General features: G+C 74.8%; 14 protein-coding genes. 5 read left to right on the forward strand and 9 right to left on the reverse strand.

Annotation, left to right across the window (positions count from 1 at the left end; translation table 11 throughout):
• Positions 1 to 9: 9 nt before the first annotated feature.
• Entirely contained in the window at positions 10 to 1,599 is a 1,590-nt protein-coding gene (locus tag AC156L_RS01205; RefSeq protein ID WP_414719846.1) for an outer membrane protein assembly factor BamB family protein, read from the reverse strand.
• 168 nt (positions 1,600 to 1,767) lie between these two features.
• On the opposite strand from AC156L_RS01205, the gene AC156L_RS01210 reads away from it, so the two are divergent.
• Complete coding sequence (locus AC156L_RS01210) at positions 1,768 to 2,211, forward strand: protein-tyrosine phosphatase family protein (RefSeq protein ID WP_330875422.1); 444 nt, start codon at positions 1,768 to 1,770, stop codon at positions 2,209 to 2,211.
• Here AC156L_RS01210 and AC156L_RS01215 read toward each other — a convergent pair.
• On the reverse strand, positions 2,192 to 3,085 hold the full coding sequence (locus tag AC156L_RS01215) for a helix-turn-helix domain-containing protein (RefSeq protein ID WP_330875421.1): 894 nt from the start codon (positions 3,083 to 3,085) through the stop codon (positions 2,192 to 2,194). The two genes, AC156L_RS01210 and AC156L_RS01215, sit on opposite strands and share 20 nt — an antisense overlap.
• A gap of 134 nt (positions 3,086 to 3,219) precedes the next feature.
• On the opposite strand from AC156L_RS01215, the gene AC156L_RS01220 reads away from it, so the two are divergent.
• Both AC156L_RS01220 and aspS read left to right on the forward strand, forming a co-directional pair.
• The gene (locus AC156L_RS01220) at positions 3,220 to 3,708 is read left to right on the forward strand and encodes an SRPBCC family protein (RefSeq protein ID WP_330875420.1); all 489 of its coding nucleotides are present in this window, start codon (positions 3,220 to 3,222) and stop codon (positions 3,706 to 3,708) included.
• A gap of 311 nt (positions 3,709 to 4,019) precedes the next feature.
• On the forward strand, positions 4,020 to 5,306 hold the full coding sequence (gene aspS / locus AC156L_RS01225) for an aspartate--tRNA(Asn) ligase (RefSeq protein WP_330875419.1): 1,287 nt from the start codon (positions 4,020 to 4,022) through the stop codon (positions 5,304 to 5,306).
• Positions 5,307 to 5,325: 19 nt separating this feature from the next.
• On the opposite strand, the gene AC156L_RS01230 is transcribed toward aspS, so the two are convergent.
• A complete protein-coding gene (locus AC156L_RS01230; protein ID WP_330875418.1) occupies positions 5,326 to 6,195 on the reverse strand; it encodes a helix-turn-helix transcriptional regulator in 870 nt (289 codons plus the stop codon).
• Between the two features lie 102 nt (positions 6,196 to 6,297).
• On the opposite strand from AC156L_RS01230, the gene AC156L_RS01235 reads away from it, so the two are divergent.
• Positions 6,298 to 6,996 carry an SDR family NAD(P)-dependent oxidoreductase gene (locus tag AC156L_RS01235; RefSeq protein ID WP_330875417.1) on the forward strand — a complete coding sequence of 233 codons (699 nt, stop codon included), beginning with the start codon at positions 6,298 to 6,300 and terminating at the stop codon, positions 6,994 to 6,996.
• Positions 6,997 to 7,041: 45 nt separating this feature from the next.
• Here the strand turns inward: AC156L_RS01235 and AC156L_RS01240 are convergent, their stop codons facing one another.
• The 4 genes from AC156L_RS01240 to AC156L_RS01255 all read right to left on the reverse strand — a co-directional run bounded on the left by AC156L_RS01240 (position 7,042) and on the right by AC156L_RS01255 (position 13,005).
• Positions 7,042 to 8,253 (reverse strand): acyl-CoA dehydrogenase family protein, encoded by a 1,212-nt coding sequence (locus AC156L_RS01240; RefSeq protein ID WP_330875416.1) that lies wholly within the window; start codon positions 8,251 to 8,253, stop codon positions 7,042 to 7,044.
• A 3-nt stretch (positions 8,254 to 8,256) separates the two neighbouring features.
• Positions 8,257 to 9,258, reverse strand: coding sequence for a phosphotransferase family protein (locus AC156L_RS01245; RefSeq protein WP_330875415.1), 1,002 nt, complete (start codon positions 9,256 to 9,258; stop codon positions 8,257 to 8,259).
• Positions 9,255 to 9,902, reverse strand: a complete 648-nt coding sequence (locus AC156L_RS01250; protein WP_330875414.1) for an HAD family hydrolase — start codon at positions 9,900 to 9,902, stop codon at positions 9,255 to 9,257. The genes AC156L_RS01245 and AC156L_RS01250 overlap by 4 nt, the downstream gene beginning before the upstream one ends.
• Positions 9,903 to 10,215: 313 nt before the next feature.
• A complete protein-coding gene (locus AC156L_RS01255) occupies positions 10,216 to 13,005 on the reverse strand; it encodes an AfsR/SARP family transcriptional regulator (RefSeq protein ID WP_330875413.1) in 2,790 nt (929 codons plus the stop codon).
• Positions 13,006 to 13,177: 172 nt separating this feature from the next.
• Here AC156L_RS01255 and AC156L_RS01260 point away from each other — a divergent pair, with 172 nt between their 5' ends.
• Positions 13,178 to 13,582, forward strand: coding sequence for a hypothetical protein (locus AC156L_RS01260; RefSeq protein WP_330875412.1), 405 nt, complete (start codon positions 13,178 to 13,180; stop codon positions 13,580 to 13,582).
• Between the two features lie 49 nt (positions 13,583 to 13,631).
• On the opposite strand, the gene AC156L_RS01265 is transcribed toward AC156L_RS01260, so the two are convergent.
• Together AC156L_RS01265 and AC156L_RS01270 are read right to left on the reverse strand one after the other, a co-directional pair.
• On the reverse strand, positions 13,632 to 13,844 hold the full coding sequence (locus tag AC156L_RS01265) for a hypothetical protein (protein WP_330875411.1): 213 nt from the start codon (positions 13,842 to 13,844) through the stop codon (positions 13,632 to 13,634).
• A gap of 113 nt (positions 13,845 to 13,957) precedes the next feature.
• Positions 13,958 to 15,724, reverse strand: a complete 1,767-nt coding sequence (locus AC156L_RS01270) for an IucA/IucC family protein (RefSeq protein WP_330875410.1) — start codon at positions 15,722 to 15,724, stop codon at positions 13,958 to 13,960.
• Between the last annotated feature and the right edge of the window lie 17 nt (positions 15,725 to 15,741).

The raw sequence follows: 15,741 nt of genomic DNA on the forward strand, positions 1-15,741 counted from the left end.
ACCCGGTGTTCACAGGCCGAAGGCGAGCAGGACGTGGCCGCGGTCGGGGTTCGGGTAGGCGGGGGCGTAGCCCGAGTGCACGTAGACCATCCCGTGGGAGATGACCGCTCCCCCGCCGCCGCCCGAGATGGCGCCGCCGCGGCCCGGCAGGCCGTTGACGCCGGTGACGTCGCGGACGGTGTCGTAGGTCCAGAGCACCCGGCCGGTCTTGGCGGAGTAGGCGCGCAGCTTGCCGTCGTTGCCGCCCTCGTAGACGACGCCGGGGCTGCTGCTGACCGCGGGGCCGTGGCCGAGGGTGCAGATGTCGGGGTGGGCGGCGGCGCCGCCGGTGGTGCAGCCGTCCGCGGGGTTGGGGGTCTGCCAGAGGACGGTGCCGGTGGCGGGGTCCACGGCGAAGACCTTGCCCGGGTCGGCGAAGTACGTGGCGATGTAGAGCCGCTCGCCGTCGTAGCTCGAACCCCACTGGATGCCGGAGACGCCGCCGCTGGGCAGCGGGACGCCGAGCTGCCTGCGCCAGACGACCTCACCGGTGCGGGCGTCGAACACGTGGTAGACGCCGAGCTTCTGGCCGACGCCGACCAGGGTGCGGCCGCCGACGGTGAAGATGTTGGGCGTGGCGCCGATGTCGTAGTCCAGCGCCGAACCGTCCTTGAGGCCGGGGCAGTAGCCCTCCGGGTCGGGGTCGTTGCACAGCGAGCGCCACGTGTCGGCCTTCGTGACCTGGTTGCGCCACTTGACCGCGCCGCTGCGCGGGTCGAGGGCGAGCAGCGTGTCGAAGTCGCCCGCGCTGCCGGTGTAGTTCTGGCCGGTGCCGACGTAGAGCGTGCGGGTCCTCGGGTCGATCACCGGTGAACTCCACACCCCGGCGCCCGACGGCTCGTACCTGGTCGCGCCGCTGGGCCACGTGCCGACCGCCTTCGGCTCCGGCACCGTGTGGTGCCGCCACGCCAGCGCGCCGGTGTCGGCGTCCAGGGCGTCGATGTGGCCGCGGAAGGTGCAGCACGGGTAGTCGCGGCCCGCGGTGTTCTCGCCGCTGGACGTCCCGACGTACACGCGGCCCTCGAACACGATCGGCGAGCTGGTCACCGTGGCCGCCGGGTGCGCGTCGACCTGCTTGGCCCACACCAGGTGGCCGTCGCGCTGGTCGAGCGCGTAGACGTACCCGCGGATGTCGCCGAAGTACACCCTGCCGTTGGCGACCGCCGGCCCGTCCCACGGGACGGCGGGGCCCGGGCCGGGCTCGACGCCGCTCAGGTCGAACGTCCACCGCTCGGCGCCGGTGCGGGCGTCGCGGGCGTAGAACCTGCCGTCCGGGCCGCCGAAGTAGGCGACGCCGTCGACGATCGCGGGCTGGCTGCGGACCGGTGCCTCGGTGTGCGGGTACGCGAAGGCCCACTTGAGCTCCAGGCCGCCGACGGTGCGCGGGGTGATCCGCCGCTCGGCGGCGTTGTGCCTGCTCCCCGACAGGTCCTTCTGCCAGGTCGCCCAGTCGCCGCGCCCACCTCCGGCGGTGGTCGTGGCCGGGTCCGCTGTCGCGACGGCCGCGCCCAGCAGCGCGAGGACCGCGGCGGTCGCGAGTGTTGGTCGAATGCCCTTCACAGGAGTCCCCCCTCGTCGTTCGGGCACCCCCACGATGGCAGCGTCCGAACCGCGGGTGGATCCGCTGAAGGTCTCAGCCCGATCGGGAGAAGGTTGACGGCGGCATCAACCGTTCGGTTGACCCGGCCCACCCGGAAGTGGACCGCGCCCGATCGGGAGGATGGAGGCATGACGAGCACGCACCTCACGGGCGCCATCGAACTGCCCGACGGAACACGGGTGAGGGGCCGGGGCCTGCGCGACCCCGCGCCCACCGGACCGGAGCCCGAGCACGGCCTCTACCTGGGCGGGACGCGGCTGCGGAAGCGTCACGACCACACCATCACCTGGCCGCACGAGTGGGTCCGCTGGCCGGACTTCCTGCTGCCGCGCGACAGCGCCGAGGCCGTCGCCCGCATCCGCGAGCTGCACGGGTACGCCCGCGCGGGCCACCGCGTCGAGGTCGCGTGCCACGGCGGCAAGGGCCGCACGGGCACCGTCGTCGCCTGCCTCGCCGTGCTCGCGGGCGTCCCGCGCGAGGAGGCCCTCGCCTGGACCCGCACCCACTACGACCGCCACGCCGCCGAGACCCCGTGGCAGCGCCGCTGGGTGCTCAGGTTCCCGACGGCCTGACCCCGTCGCGCACGCCGGGCCGCGGGGCGATGGACCTCGCGAGCAGGGCGAGGGCGCTCTCCGACGCCGATCCCGGCTCGGGGACGGCCACCACGACGTGGACGCCCCCGCTCCGCGGGCTCCGCAACGTCTGCTGGGTCAGCGTCATCGACCCGACCAGCGGGTGGTGCACGCGGTGGTCGACGGCGTCGCACACGCGCACCCGGTGGTCGGCCCACATGCCCGCGAACTCCGGGCTGCGCACGCACAGGTCGCCGATCAGGCCTGCCAGCAGCGGGTCGTCCGGGTGCAGGCCGACGACCACCCGCAGGTTGCCCACCACGGCCTTCGCCTTCGCGGACCAGTCGGGGTACAGCTCGCGGACGTGGGCGTCGAGGAACACCAGCCTCGCCATGTTCGGCCGCGACGCGGGGTCGTCGGGTGCGGCGGGGTCCAGGTGGCCCGCGAACACCGCGTGCCCCATCCGGTTCCACGCCAGCACGTCGGTCCGCCGTCCCAGCACGATCACGGGCACGTCGCCCACGGCCGCGAGCAGCGCGCGGGTCACCGCGGGCACCTCCTCCGGCGGCGGCCTGCGCACCGGCCTGCGCCGCGCCGCCGGGCTCGCCAGCGCGTGCAGGTGGCCGCGCTCGGAGTCGTCGAGCCGCAGCGCCCCGGCGATGGCGTCGAGCACCTCCGGTGAGGCGTTGTGCGACTGCCCCTGCTCCAGCCGCGCGTAGTAGGGCGCGCTGACGCCCGCGAGCAGCGCCAGCTCCTCGCGCCGCAGTCCGGGGACGCGGCGGCGGTCGCCGTAGGTGGGCAGGCCGACGTCCTCGGGACGCACCCGCGCCCGCCGCGCCTGGAGGAAGTCGCCGAGCCGTCCCTGTCCGTCCATGGTGTCGAGTATCGACGGCCACACCCCGCGGAGCCTCACCCCGGCGGGGTGAGGCTCCGCGGGGTGTGGCACCGGTCGCGCGGCGGCCCGCAGGGTGGACCACGTCAACCCCGACGAGGCCAGGAGAGACCACGATGAGCACCGGACTGGACACCGTCGACGTGACCGGGTTCGCCTTCACCCGCCGGGCCTGGGTCGCGGCCCCGCCCGCCCAGGTCTACGACCTGGTCAGCGACGTGTCGTTGATCGAGCGCTGGAGCCCCAGCGCCGGCGCCGTCGCCTACGACCCCGGCGACGGGCCCCGCGTCGGGGCGTGGTTCAGCGGCCACAACCGGCGCGACGACCGGGAGTGGGCCACCCGCTCGCAGGTCGTGGCGGCGACACCGGGCGAGGAGTTCGCGTTCGTCGTGGGCGGTGAGGAGGACGGGATCGTGCGGTGGCGGTGGACGTTCCGGGAGGACGGCGGCGGCACGGTCGTCGCACAGTCGTGGCGGCTGCTGCGGCACGTCCCCGTGCTGGGCTCGACCCGTGCCGAGGTGGCCTCGCTGCGCGACCACATGGCCGACAGCGCCGAGTCGACGCTGGTGGCGCTGGCCCGGTGGATCTCCACGTCCGGAAAATGACGAGCGCGGGCGGGCCGGAGGCTCCTACGGTGGTGCCAACGCGTCGACGGAGACGAGTAGCCGGGGGACCACGCGGGTCCAGAGAGCCGCCGGCAGCTGGGAAGGCGGCCTCGCGCCCCACGGTGAAGACCCTCCCGAGCGCGGGGAGGAACGGCGGGGACACCCCCGCCCCATGCCCCGCCGGCCCGCCCCCGTCATCGGGCTCGTCGAGGCCGCCGCCCGTTCGCGGGTGGCGGCGAAGGCGCGGTGGTACCGCGAGTTCCCTTTCTCGCCCGCGCCCCCAAAGGATCGCGCACGTCCCCTGGAGTGTGATGATCTCCCGAACCACCGCCGCCGACCTGCCACGGCACGTCGGCGAGCACGTCAGGATCGCCGGGTGGGTCCACCGCCTGCGCGTCCTCAAGTCCGTGTCCTTCCTCGTCGTGCGCGACCGGACCGGCCTGGCCCAGGTCGTGCTGACCGGACCGGCCCCGGACTTCGGCGAGGAGACCGTCGTCGAGGTCCACGGCCTGGTCACCGCCAACGACAAGGCGCCGGGCGGGGCGGAGGTCACCGACCCCGCGATCACCGTGCTCGCCGGGTCGGCGCCCCCGCCGTTCGACCTCTACCGGCCCCACGTCACCGCCACCCTCCCGACGGTCTTGGACAACGCCGCCGTCGCCCTGCGCCACCCGCGGCTGCGCGCGCCGTTCGAGGTCGCCGCCGCGAGCGTGGCCGGGTTCCGCGGCGCGCTGCACGAGCGGGGGTTCACCGAGATCCACACCCCCAAGATCGTCGGGTCGGCCACCGAGTCCGGCGCGAGCGTGTTCGGCGTCGACTACTTCGGCGCGCCCGCGTTCCTCGCCCAGTCGCCGCAGCTGTTCAAGCAGGCCATGGTCGGGGTGTTCGAACGGGTCTACGAGGTCGGGCCGGTGTTCCGGGCCGAACCGCACGACACCACCCGGCACCTGGCGCAGTACACCAGCCTGGACGCCGAGCTCGGGTTCGTCGCCGACCACCACGACGTCATGGCCGTCCTGCGCGAGGCCGTGGCCGGGATGGTCGCCGCCGTCGCCGAACGCGCCCCGGCCGCGGTGGCGCTGCTGGGGGCGGAGCTGCCGGACGTGCCCGCGGAGGTCCCGGAGATCCACTTCACCGACGCCCAGGCCCTGCTGGCCCGGCACACCGACCAGGACCCGCGCGGCGAGCCGGACCTCGCTCCCGCGCACGAGCGGTGGCTCTCGGGGTGGGCGCGCGCCGAGCACGGTTCGGAGTTCCTGTTCGTCACCGGCTACCCGATGGTCAAGCGCCCCTTCTACACCCACCCCGACCCGGACCGCCCGGCGTCGTCCAACAGCTTCGACCTGCTCTTCCGCGGTCTGGAACTCGTGACGGGCGGTCAACGGCTGCACCGGCACGCCGACTACCTGGCCGCGCTGGAGCACCGGGGCGAGGACCCGGCCGCGCACGCGGACCACCTGGACGTCTTCGCCCACGGCATGCCGCCGCACGGCGGGTTCGCCATCGGCCTGGAACGGTGGACCGCCCGGCTGCTGGGCCTGGACAACGTCCGCCGCGCCGCGCTGTTCCCGCGCGACCGGCAGCGCCTGCACCCGTGACCGGTGGCGGTGGGCCCACCTAGTCCCGACCGGGCGGGCCCACCGCCACCGGTGGCCCGGCGATGTCGGCGAGCCGCAGCCTGGTCTCGTCGTCGCTGCCGGGCGCGGCGGTCATGACCACGATCTTGAGTTCGGAGTCGCCGTCGGTGAGCACGTCGCAGTCGACCTCCACCGGCCCCACCGAGGGGTGGTCGATCGTCTTGTGGTCCTCCCGGTGCGCCGCGACCGCGCCGGTCGCCCACAGCTCGGCGAACCGCTCGTTGCCCGCGGTCAGCGCGCGGATCAGCTCCGCCAGGCGCGCGTCACCGGGGAACCGGCCGCTCACGCGGCGCAGGTCGGACACCACGGCGGCGTCGGTGGCGTCGCCGTCCTGCTCGGCGACGGGCCACCGCGCGAGGTGAGGCGGACCGGGGGTCAGCGGGAACCGGTCGCGGGCGAAGTTGCGCAGCCGCGGCGGCGAGGACGCGGGGTCGCCCAGCAGCGCGGCCCACCCGCGGTTCCACCAGACCAGCTGCCAGTCCGCCGCGAACACGGCGACCGCGACGTCCCCGAGCCGGGTCAGCACGCGGTGCACGCCGGGCGGGATGTGGTCGGAGATCACGCCGTCGGCGGGCGGCACCAGGTTGGCCAGCCGGTAGAGGTGGTCGCGTTCGGCCGCGGTCAGTTGCAGTGCGCGCGCCAGTGACGCCACCACCTGCGCCGACGGGGACGTGGCGCGGCCCTGCTCCAGGCGCACGACGTAGTCGACCGACATCCCGGCGAGGTCGGCCAACTCCTCGCGGCGCAGCCCGGTCGCGCGCCGGGCCCGGCCCACCGGCAGCGCGGCGGCCGAGGGTGGCAGGCGGTCGCGCCACGTGCGGATCATCGCGCCCAACCCGGCTGTGCTCATGCCCCCATCCTCCGGCAGATCGCGGCGCTGGGGGTGGTACTGCCGTTCCCACCGTCGAAGCGTCCCTGGTCGGGTCCACGGGATCGGCCCAGGATCGACGGCATGACGATCACCTTCATCACCGGGGCGAACAAGGGGCTCGGCCGCGAGACCGCCCGCCGCCTCGTCGACCTCGGCCACACCGTGCTGGTCGGGGCCCGCGACACCGAGCAGGGCGAGCGGACGGCCGCGGCGCTGGGCGCGCGGTTCGTCCGCATCGACGTGACCGACGACGCCTCCGTCGCCGCGGCGGCGCGGGACGTCGCGGACCGCGAGGGCGTCGTCGACGTCCTGGTCAACAACGCGGGGATCCACGGCCCCTCCGGCGACGCCGCCGCGCTGACCGGTGCCGACGCGCTCGCCGTGTTCGACGTCAACGTCGCGGGCGTGGTGCGCACGACCACCGCGTTCCTGCCGCTGCTGCGCCGGTCGGCGGACCCGGTCGTGATCAACGTCAGCAGCGGGACGGGTTCGCTCGCCCACACCCACGACCCGGCGCGGCCGGAGTCGTCGGTGGTCGTCCCGCTCTACACCGCCTCCAAGGCGGCGCTCACGATGCTGACCACGCAGTACGCCAAGGCGCTGCCGGACGTCCGGGTCAACGCCGCCGACCCCGGCTACACGGCCACCGACCTCAACGGCCACAGCGGTCCGCAGACCGTCACCGAGGGCACGGACGCCGTCGTCGGCCTCGCGACCGAGCCGCCCGGCTCGGGGTCCGGGCGGTTCGTCGACCGGAGCGGTGAGATCGCCTGGTCCTGACCCCGTGAGCGGAGGCGCGGGGGAACTCCCGCGCCTCCCGAGGGGCTAGCGGTACTTCTTCAGCTCGCGCTTGGCGAGCGACATGCGGTGCACCTCGTCGGGACCGTCGGCCAGCCGCAGCGTGCGCGCCGCCGCCCAGAGGTTCGCCAGCGGGAAGTCCTGGCTCACGCCACCCGCGCCGTGGGCCTGGATCGCCTTGTCCAGCACCCACTCCGCCATCAGCGGCACCCCGATCTTGATCGCCTGGATCTCGGTGTGGGCGCCCTTGTTGCCGACGGTGTCCATCAGCCACGCCGTCTTGAGCACCAGCAGCCTCGCCTGCTCGATCCGCACGCGCGACTCGGCGATCCACTCCTGCACGACGCCCTGCGCGGCGATCGGCTTGCCGAAGGCGACGCGCTCGTTGGCGCGCTTGCACATCAGCTCCAGCGCCCGCTCGGCCATGCCGATCAGCCGCATGCAGTGGTGGATGCGGCCGGGACCCAGCCGGGCCTGGGCGATGGCGAAGCCCTGGCCCTCACCGGCGATGAGGTGGTCGACGGGCACGCGCACGTCGGTGAAGACGACCTCGGCGTGACCGCCGTGCGGGCCGTCGGTGTAGCCGAAGACCGTCATGCCGCGCTTGACCTCGACACCGGGGGTGTCGCGCGGGACCAGGATCATCGCCTGCTGCTGGTGGCGCTCGGCCTCCGGGTTGGTCTTGCCCATCACGATGAAGATCGCGCAGTTCGGGTTCATCGCGCCCGAGGACCACCACTTGGTCCCGTTGATCACGTATTCGTCGCCGTCCCGCTCGATGCGGGTCGCGATGTTCGTCGCGTCCGAGGACGCCACGTCGGGCTCGGTCATGCAGAACGCCGAGCGGATCTCGCCGTCCAGCAGGGGCCGCAGCCACTGCTTCTTCTGCTCCTCGGTGCCGAACATCGCCAGCACCTCCATGTTCCCGGTGTCCGGCGCGGCGCAGTTGAACGCCTCCGGGGCCAGGTGGGGGCTGCGGCCGGTGATCTCCGCGAGCGGCGCGTACTGGAGGTTCGTCAGGCCCGCGCCGTGCTCGGCGTCGGGCAGGAACAGGTTCCACAGCCCGGCCTCGCGGGCGCGGGCCTTCAGCTCGTCGACGACCGGCTTGCGCGTCCACTCGTCGTCGGAGGCCGCGAGCTGCTCCTCCAGCACCGCCTCGGCGGGGTAGACGAACTCGTCCATGAACGACAGCAGCCGGGTGCGGAAGTCTTCCGTCTTGGCGTCGTACGCGAAGTCCATCGGTCAGTACTCCTTGATCGCGAGCAGGCCCTGGCGCACGAGCGGCAGGGTGAACGAGCCGAGCTGGGAGAACCCCGCGCCCACCGTCTTGCCCGTGGTGTAGCGGTAGTGGATCCCTTCGAGGATCACGGCGAGCTTGAAGTAGCCGAACGCGACGTACCAGCCGAGGTTCGACACGTCGGCGCCGGTGCGGGCGGCGTAGCGGGCGACCAGTTCCCCGGCGCCGGGGAAGCCGGGCAGCGACGGGACGGTGCCGGTGATCGGGTCCTGGTCGATGCCGAGGCCGTGCCAGTAGACGTGCAGCAGGCCGACGTCGGCGAGCGGGTCGCCCAGCGTGGCCATCTCCCAGTCCAGCACCGCGCTGATGCCCAGGGGGTCGCGGGTGACCAGCACGTTGTCCAGCCGGTAGTCGCCGTGGATGATCGTCGCCCGCGCCGAGTCGGGGACGCGGTCGCCCAGCCTGTCGCGCAGGTCGTCGATGCCCTCCAGGTCGCGGCTGCGCGAGGCGTCGAGCTGCTTGCCCCACCGCTTCACCTGCCGCGCCAGGAAGCCCTCCGGGCGGCCGAAGTCGCCGAGGCCCACCGAGTCGGGGTCGACGGCGTGCAGGTCGGCCAGCACGTCCACCAGGCGGTTCGCCAGCACCGCCGCGGCGTCGGGGGTGAGCCAGTCGCACTGGGCGCGGTCGCGCAGGGCCGCGCCCGCGACCTCCTCCATCAGGTAGAACGGCGCGCCGATCACCTCGGGGTCGGTGCACAGCAGCTCCGCGCGCGGCACGGGCACGGCGGTGTCGGCCAGCGCGGAGATCACCCGGTGCTCGCGGGTCATGTCGTGCGCGGTGGCCAGCACGTGGCCCAGCGGCGGGCGGCGCAGCACCCAGCGGTCCCGCCCGTCGGTCACCCGGTAGGTGAGGTTCGAGCGGCCACCGGGGATCAGCTCGCCGGTCAGCGGGCCCGTGCCCAGGTGGGCGGCGAGCTTGTCGAGGTCCAGGCCCGGCAGGTCGGTCACGGCTTCACTCCCAGGTCGGCCAGCGCGGCACGGGTGCTGTCCGCGTCGGTGTGCAGGTGCGCGTGCAGGCCCACGGCCCTGGCGCCGTCCACGTTGACCTGCATGTCGTCGAAGAAGACGCACCGGTCGGCCGGCAGGTCCAGCAGGTCGAGGGTGTGCGTGAAGATCGCGGGGTCGGGCTTGCGCAGCCCGATGCGACCGCTGATGACGAGCGTGTCGAACAGCTCCAGCAGCAGGTCCTCGGGGTAGCCCTCGCCCCAGCTGTTGGACAGCAGCACGGTCCGGACGCCGCTCGCGCGGACCTCGCGGACCAGCTCCACCATCGCCGGGTCGGTGTTCGCGGTGCCGAACATGCGGCGCAGCAGGCCCGACGCGGCGATCTCGCCGCCGTCGACGGTGACCAGCTCGGCGGCCAGCAGCCGTTCGAACTCCGCGACCGGCAGCTGACCGGTCTCCAGGCGGGCGACCGGGTTGTCCGGGAGCGCGTCGCGCCCCATCCAGGCCCGGATCGTCACCCCGTAGCGCTCGCGGTCGATGTTCTCGCTGTGCAGCCAGTCCTCGACGAACCGCGGCACCGACACCGTGAGCACCCCGCCCCAGTCCAGCACCACCGCGTCGATCTGCCGTTCGTCGTCGTTGCCCACGACCAGGAGCGTACCGACCAGTTGGTATGTCAGCAATGGGAACCCGTCCCGGAACGCGGTCCGGCGGGCGCTGGACGGGTCGCGGCGGCCCATCACGTGCTCGGCGAGCACCTGCGCGGGAGCGTGCGGACCGGGATGAGGTGCGGCTACCGGCCATGGCGGGCCGCCGGGTCGTCCGCGGTGGTGGGTGCGCCGGGGCCCCGTGGGTTGCTCGTCGCGCCGCCACCGGGTTCGGGCGACGCGGTTCTGCCGCTCGTGCGGTTCCAGGGCCTGTCCGCGTCGACGGGTGCGCTGACGGTGGGCGGGTGGCCCGTCAGGCGGGCGCCCGGTCCAGGTCCTCCAGCTGTCGTCGGGTTCGGGCGGCGTCCGTGGTGCGGTGCTGCCGCTCGTAGAGGTCCAGGGCCTCCAGCCAGGCCTCGCGGGCCTGCTCCGGGCGGTCCAGGGCGGCGTGGGCCTGGCCGACCCACTCCAGGCACACCGGTTCGTGGTGGGCGTCGCCCGTCTGGCGGAGGAGGACCAGGCACGTCCGGTAGTGGTCGAGGGCGTGTTCGTGCCTGCCGGTGCGGTGGGCGAAGTAGCCGAGGTTGCCCAGGGTGGCCGCCTCGCCCGCGAGGTCGTGGTGCCTGCGGTTCAGGACCAGGGCGGCCTCGCAGTGGACCGCGGCGGTCTCGTGGTCGCCCAGGCGGGCGGCGAACCAGCCGACCACGTTGAGCGTGCGCGCCTCGTCGACCGGCTGGTCGAGGGCGCGGTAGAGGTCGAGGGCTCGGCGGGCGTGCTCCAGGGCCTGCCGGTCGTCGCCCTGCCAGCCGCGGGCGCGTGCGAGGTCGTAGTGGGTGTGGGCCTGCTCGACGGGGTCGCCGTGCTGGTCGGCCAGGGTGAGGGCCTCGCGCAGGTGCCCGGTGGCCTCCTCGTGCAGGCCCAGCCCGGACCAGGCGCGGCCGAGGAGCCGGTGGGCCAGGGTGCGCGGGGTGGGGTCGGGCAGGTGGGCGGCGGCGTCGGCGGCGGTCTGCCACACGGCCAGCTCGTCGTCGTGGTGCCCGCGCCGGGCGTGGAAGGTGGTCAGGGTCCAGGCCAGCTGCCACACGGCCTCGTGGCCGTGGTGCGCCGCGGCGGTGCGCTGGGCCGCCAGCAGGTGGGGGTGGTGGACGTCCAGCCACGCCAGCGCGGCGCCGGGGTCCGGCAGCTCCTGGGGTCGCACGCCGGGAACGGGCGGGGTGAGGTCCACCGGCGGGCGGTGCGGGGAGAGGAGGAGCGCGGCGGTGTGGGCGGTGTGCAGGTAGAAGTCGACCACCCGCTCCAGCGCCGCCCGCCGCGCGGGCTCCGGCAGGTCGGCGACCGCGGTGGTGGCGGCGTAGGCGCGGACCAGGTCGGGCATGGCGTACCGGCCGCCCGGCGCGTCCGCGACCAGCGAGGTGTCCGCCAGCGCCCGCAGCGCGGCGCGCGCGTCCCGTGCGGGCAGCCCGGTGAGGCTGGTGGCGGCGGGCAGGTCGGTGTCCGGTCCCGGTGCGATGCCCAGCAGGCCGAACACGGTCCGCTGCTCGGCGGTGAGGTGGCGCAGCGACCAGGACAGGACGGCGGGCAGGCTGGCGTCGGGGTCGTCGGAGTCCAGGGCGTCCAGGCCGAGGTCGCGCAGGTCGGCCAGGACGTCCTCGATGAGGGCGGGGCGGGTGCGGATGCGGGCGGCGATCAGGCCCAGCGCCAGCGGGAACCCGCCGCACAGCCCGACCAGCTCGGTGACGGCCCGCTCGGCGGTGGCGCGGGCGTCGCCGAGCGCCGCGTCGAGCAGGGTGCGGGCCTCGGGCTCGGTGAGCACGTCGAGGTGGACGGGCAGGGCGCCGTGGCGGGTCAGCAGGGCGGGCAGCCGGTGGCGGCTGGTGATCAGCACGGTGCACGTGGTGCCGCCGGGCAGCAGGGGGACGACCTGCTCGGTGGTGGCGGCGTTGTCCAGCAGCACCAGCAGGTGCTTGCCCGCGGTGCGGGTGCGGTAGAGCGCGGCGCGGGCGTCGAGGTCCTGCGGCTGGTGGTCGCGGTCGACCCCGAGCGCGGTGAGGAAGTCGGCCAGCACGCCCGCCGCCTGCTTCGGCTCGTCGGGGCCGAAGCCCCGCAGGTTCACGAACAGCTGCCCGTCGGGGAAGCGGTGCAGGTTGCGGTGGGCCCAGGTCAGGGCGAGCCACGTCTTGCCGATCCCGCCGGTGCCACCGATCGCGGAGATCACCGCCGTCACGCCCGCGTGCTGGGCGCCGTCGGGGGCGAGGGCTCGGTCCAGTTCGGCCAGTTCGGTGACGCGCCCGGTGAACGGGCCCGGCGCGGTGGGCAGCTGGAGGGGCACGGCGGCGGAGCCGTCCGCCGGGGTGCCCGCCAGACCGGGGTCGGCGGCCAGCACCCGGCGGTGCAGGTCCCGCAGCGCGGGACCGGGGTCGGTGCCCAGCTCCTCGACGAGCCGTTCCCGCAGCCGCCGGTAGTGCTCCAGGGCGTCGGCGGTGCGCCCGGCCTGGTGCAGGGCCAGCAGGTACTGGCCCGCGACCCGCTCGTCCAGCGGGTGCGCGGCGGCCCGTCCGGCCAGCTCCACCACGAGGTCGCCGCCCTCGCCCAGGCGCAGCCGGGTGTCGGCCAGGTCGTGCTGGGCGGCCAGCCGCTCCCCCTCCAGCAGGGCCCGCTCGGTCTCGGCCCACTCGCCGTCCAGCCCGGTCATCGCCGGGCCGCGCCACAGCAGCAGCGCCTCGGTCAGCACCCGTGCCGCCACGGCGTCGTCGGTCTCCCCCCGTGCACGGGCGCACAGGTCGCGGAAGCGGTGCACGTCGACCACCTGGTCGGGCCGGTCCACCAGCAGGGCGTAGCCACCGGCCCGGCTGACGACCTCCGCGGCGCCGACGGCCGACAGCGCCTGGCGGAGCCGCGAGACGTGGCTGTACAGCGTCTTGCGGCCCCGGCGCGGCACGTCCACGCCCCAGACCCGCTCGACCAGCCTGTCCGCGGGCACGAGCCGGGGCGCGTCCACCGCCAGCGCCGCCAGCACGCACCGCTGCTTGGCAGGCCCCAGGTCCCCGGTCCGACCGTCGACGCGCACGGTCACCTCACCGAGCAGACCGAACTCCACCCCCACGACCGCCTCCCCCGTTCCCCCGCCCATGCATAACCCCGTGACCAGCGCGATGCAGGAATCTCGCAACCAATTCACACGATCGGCCGCGCACCCTGCCACCGAGGCGGTACGAGGGGTCCGCCTCACCGCGGCCCTCGGGGCCGACCGTCCACCGATCCGGGGAGAACAGACCATGCGTGAACCGAGCAAGCGCCTGTCCGCCACGAAGTCGTTCACGCTCGCGGGAGCCGTCGCCGCGAGCCTGCTGGGAACGGCGGTGACCGCGTCGGCCGCGCCGGGGGCGGCGCCCGCCGACCCGTTCGCCGCCTGCACCCAGCCGGTGAACCCGGTCCGGGCCGGGTCGGCGACCGTCCACCTGTTCAGCTGCTCGGACGGCTGGCACGGGCAGATCACCGGCGCCACGCCCGGTGACGAGATCTGGGTGACGAACGCGTCGGGCAGGGTGACCGGGTGGCGGACCGTGCCGACCGGCGCGTCCTCGGCCAACAGCGGCACGGTCGGCACCTTCGGGTCGCCGTGGCGCGCCTGCGGCAAGGACATCAGCGCCGGTGCCATCGGGTGCACCGCGTACAACTGATCCGATCGGCGCCCCTCCACCGCGTCCCGCGCGGTGGAGGGGCCGCCCGTCACCGGATCCCCGCCACCTCCCGCAGGCAGGCCGAGTTGACGGTCATGACCTCGTCGACGCCCTTCACCGGGCCGGTGAGGGAGTTCGGGTCGGCGTCGGTCAGGTCGAGGCGCTGCCGCGGCCGTTCGGCCGGGGGCGGCGTCGGGAGGCCGCGGAGGAGGACGCGGTCGTGAGGGAGGCGACGCCGGTGGGCCGGGCCGGTGCCGAGCACGCGGCCAGGACCAGGAGCGCGCCCAGGACCAGGAGCGGGGAGGACCTCGTACCGGTGGGGCGTGGCCGGGCGGTGTCAGGAACCCGTTCGGCCGCCGTGGTCCCCCTGTGGTCTCACCAGCCGTCGGGGGGTTCGACGGCCGTCACCGCTGCCAGCGGGTTCGGCACCTCCCCCGAGGGCCGCACCGACCGGTGGCCGGGCTGCTCGGCGTACCCGGTCACGAGCAGCCGGTCGCCGTTGAGCGGGTAGTGCGGGAACGACGGCCCCAGCAGGTCGGCCGCGTCGATCCGCTCCGCGAGCGCGGGGAAGCGCCGCCGGTAGGCCTCGACCTCGCCGCGCACCCGCCGCCACAGCTCGGCCCTGGGCAGCAGCAGGTCGAGCGGCTGGCCTACGCCGACCAGGAACGCGTTGACCAGGTAGGACCGCAGTGCGGGCCAGTCCCGGCGCGGCAGCACGGGGGCGTGCTCGTCGGGCGCGGGACCGCGCTGCGGCACGGGCTCCAGCGACAGGCTGACGTCGTCGATCAGGTCCTTCACCGCGATCCGCGCGGGCAGCCCGTCCGGTCCCTCGACGACCAGGATGTTCTGCCCGTGCGGGTTCACCGTGACGCCGTAGTGGAACAGCAGGTGCAGCAGCGGCCGGAGCAGCGCCGCGAGCAGCGCCGACACCCACGTCCGCTGGTCGACCCCGGCCCGTGCGACGAACTCCTCCACCAGCGGCTGCCCGTGGTGGTCGACGTGCAGCACGGCGGCCAGCGGCCAGACCCGCTCCCCCGCGGCCAGTCGCGGTTCGACCGGTTCGCGCCACACGCACGCCAGCGTCTCGCGCAGCCGGTAGGGCGAGCCGTCGATCCCGTCGATCCGGGGGTGCGCGACCGCGACCGAGGCGACCTCGCCGAGCAGTTCCGCGCGCCACCCGGCCAGCAGCTCGTCGGAGGCCCACAGGCCCTTGAGCCACTGGGTGACCACGGGCGCGGCCACGGCGATCTCCGGCAGCACACCGCGCCAGACGGTGGTGTTGAGGATCCGCAGCGGCAGCTTCACCTGGAGGCGGTCGACCCGGTCGACGTTGGACAGCGTGCGGATCGACTGCGTCGGCAGGTACTCGTCCGGTGCCTCGCCCAGCGGCACGATCCGGTCGCCCGCCACCTCGGGGGCCCACATCGTGCGCACCACGTTGTCGAGCTGCCACGGGTGCACCGGCATCCACACGTAGGCGTCCGGGTCCAGGCCGCGGTCGCGCAGCACGGCCGTGAACGCCGCCACCGTGTCCTGGTCCAGCTCGGCGGCGCGCAGCGCGTGCTCCGAGAGCGCCGGGACGCAGCGGAACTCGCCGAGGCCGCGGTGCACCGCCAGCCACGGCAGCCGCAGCACGCGCCGCGACTCCGGCGCGTAGGCGGCCACGTCGGAGGCGGAGAAGCCGATCCGGCCCTTGTTCGCCACCAGCCTCGGGTGGCCGGTCAGGTGGCCCTCCAGCTCGCCGTGGTCGAGCTTCGCCAGCTCGGCCGCGGGCAGCGCGGTCGCCGCGAGCGCCACGTCCGCGGCCAGGGTCGAGGTGATCTCCAGCAGGTAGTTCGCGAGCGTCACCGGGGCGATGCCCAACCCGTCGGCGGCCTCCACCAGGAACAGCTGGACGTCGTCGGCCGGACCGGGGGCGCCGGGGCCGTAGCGGCCGACCGGGACGCGCCGCAGGCTCGCCGGGTCCAGCCGCCAGCCGCCGAACGCGCCGCGCGCGGCGGTGAACGAGTACCGCGAGGCACCGAGGTCGAGCAGGTAGCCGTCACCGTCCGGCTCGGGGTGCAGCAGCGCCTCGAACGCCAGCTCGCCGATCAGCTTGCCCAGCAGGGCTGTGGACGCGGTGCTCCAACGCGCACGGCTCATGTACACCTCTCCGGCCG

Source organism: Umezawaea sp., from assembly GCF_057122925.1.

Coding starts and splice junctions, on each gene's coding strand:
- AC156L_RS01270 (WP_330875410.1), bottom strand. CDS start 15,724: ATGAGCCGTGCGCGTTGGAGCACCGCGTCCACAGCCCTGCTGGGCAAG.
- AC156L_RS01240 (WP_330875416.1), bottom strand. CDS start 8,253: ATGGACTTCGCGTACGACGCCAAGACGGAAGACTTCCGCACCCGGCTG.
- AC156L_RS01215 (WP_330875421.1), bottom strand. CDS start 3,085: ATGGACGGACAGGGACGGCTCGGCGACTTCCTCCAGGCGCGGCGGGCG.
- aspS (WP_330875419.1), top strand. CDS start 4,020: ATGATCTCCCGAACCACCGCCGCCGACCTGCCACGGCACGTCGGCGAG.
- AC156L_RS01210 (WP_330875422.1), top strand. CDS start 1,768: ATGACGAGCACGCACCTCACGGGCGCCATCGAACTGCCCGACGGAACA.
- AC156L_RS01235 (WP_330875417.1), top strand. CDS start 6,298: ATGACGATCACCTTCATCACCGGGGCGAACAAGGGGCTCGGCCGCGAG.
- AC156L_RS01230 (WP_330875418.1), bottom strand. CDS start 6,195: ATGAGCACAGCCGGGTTGGGCGCGATGATCCGCACGTGGCGCGACCGC.
- AC156L_RS01260 (WP_330875412.1), top strand. CDS start 13,178: ATGCGTGAACCGAGCAAGCGCCTGTCCGCCACGAAGTCGTTCACGCTC.
- AC156L_RS01220 (WP_330875420.1), top strand. CDS start 3,220: ATGAGCACCGGACTGGACACCGTCGACGTGACCGGGTTCGCCTTCACC.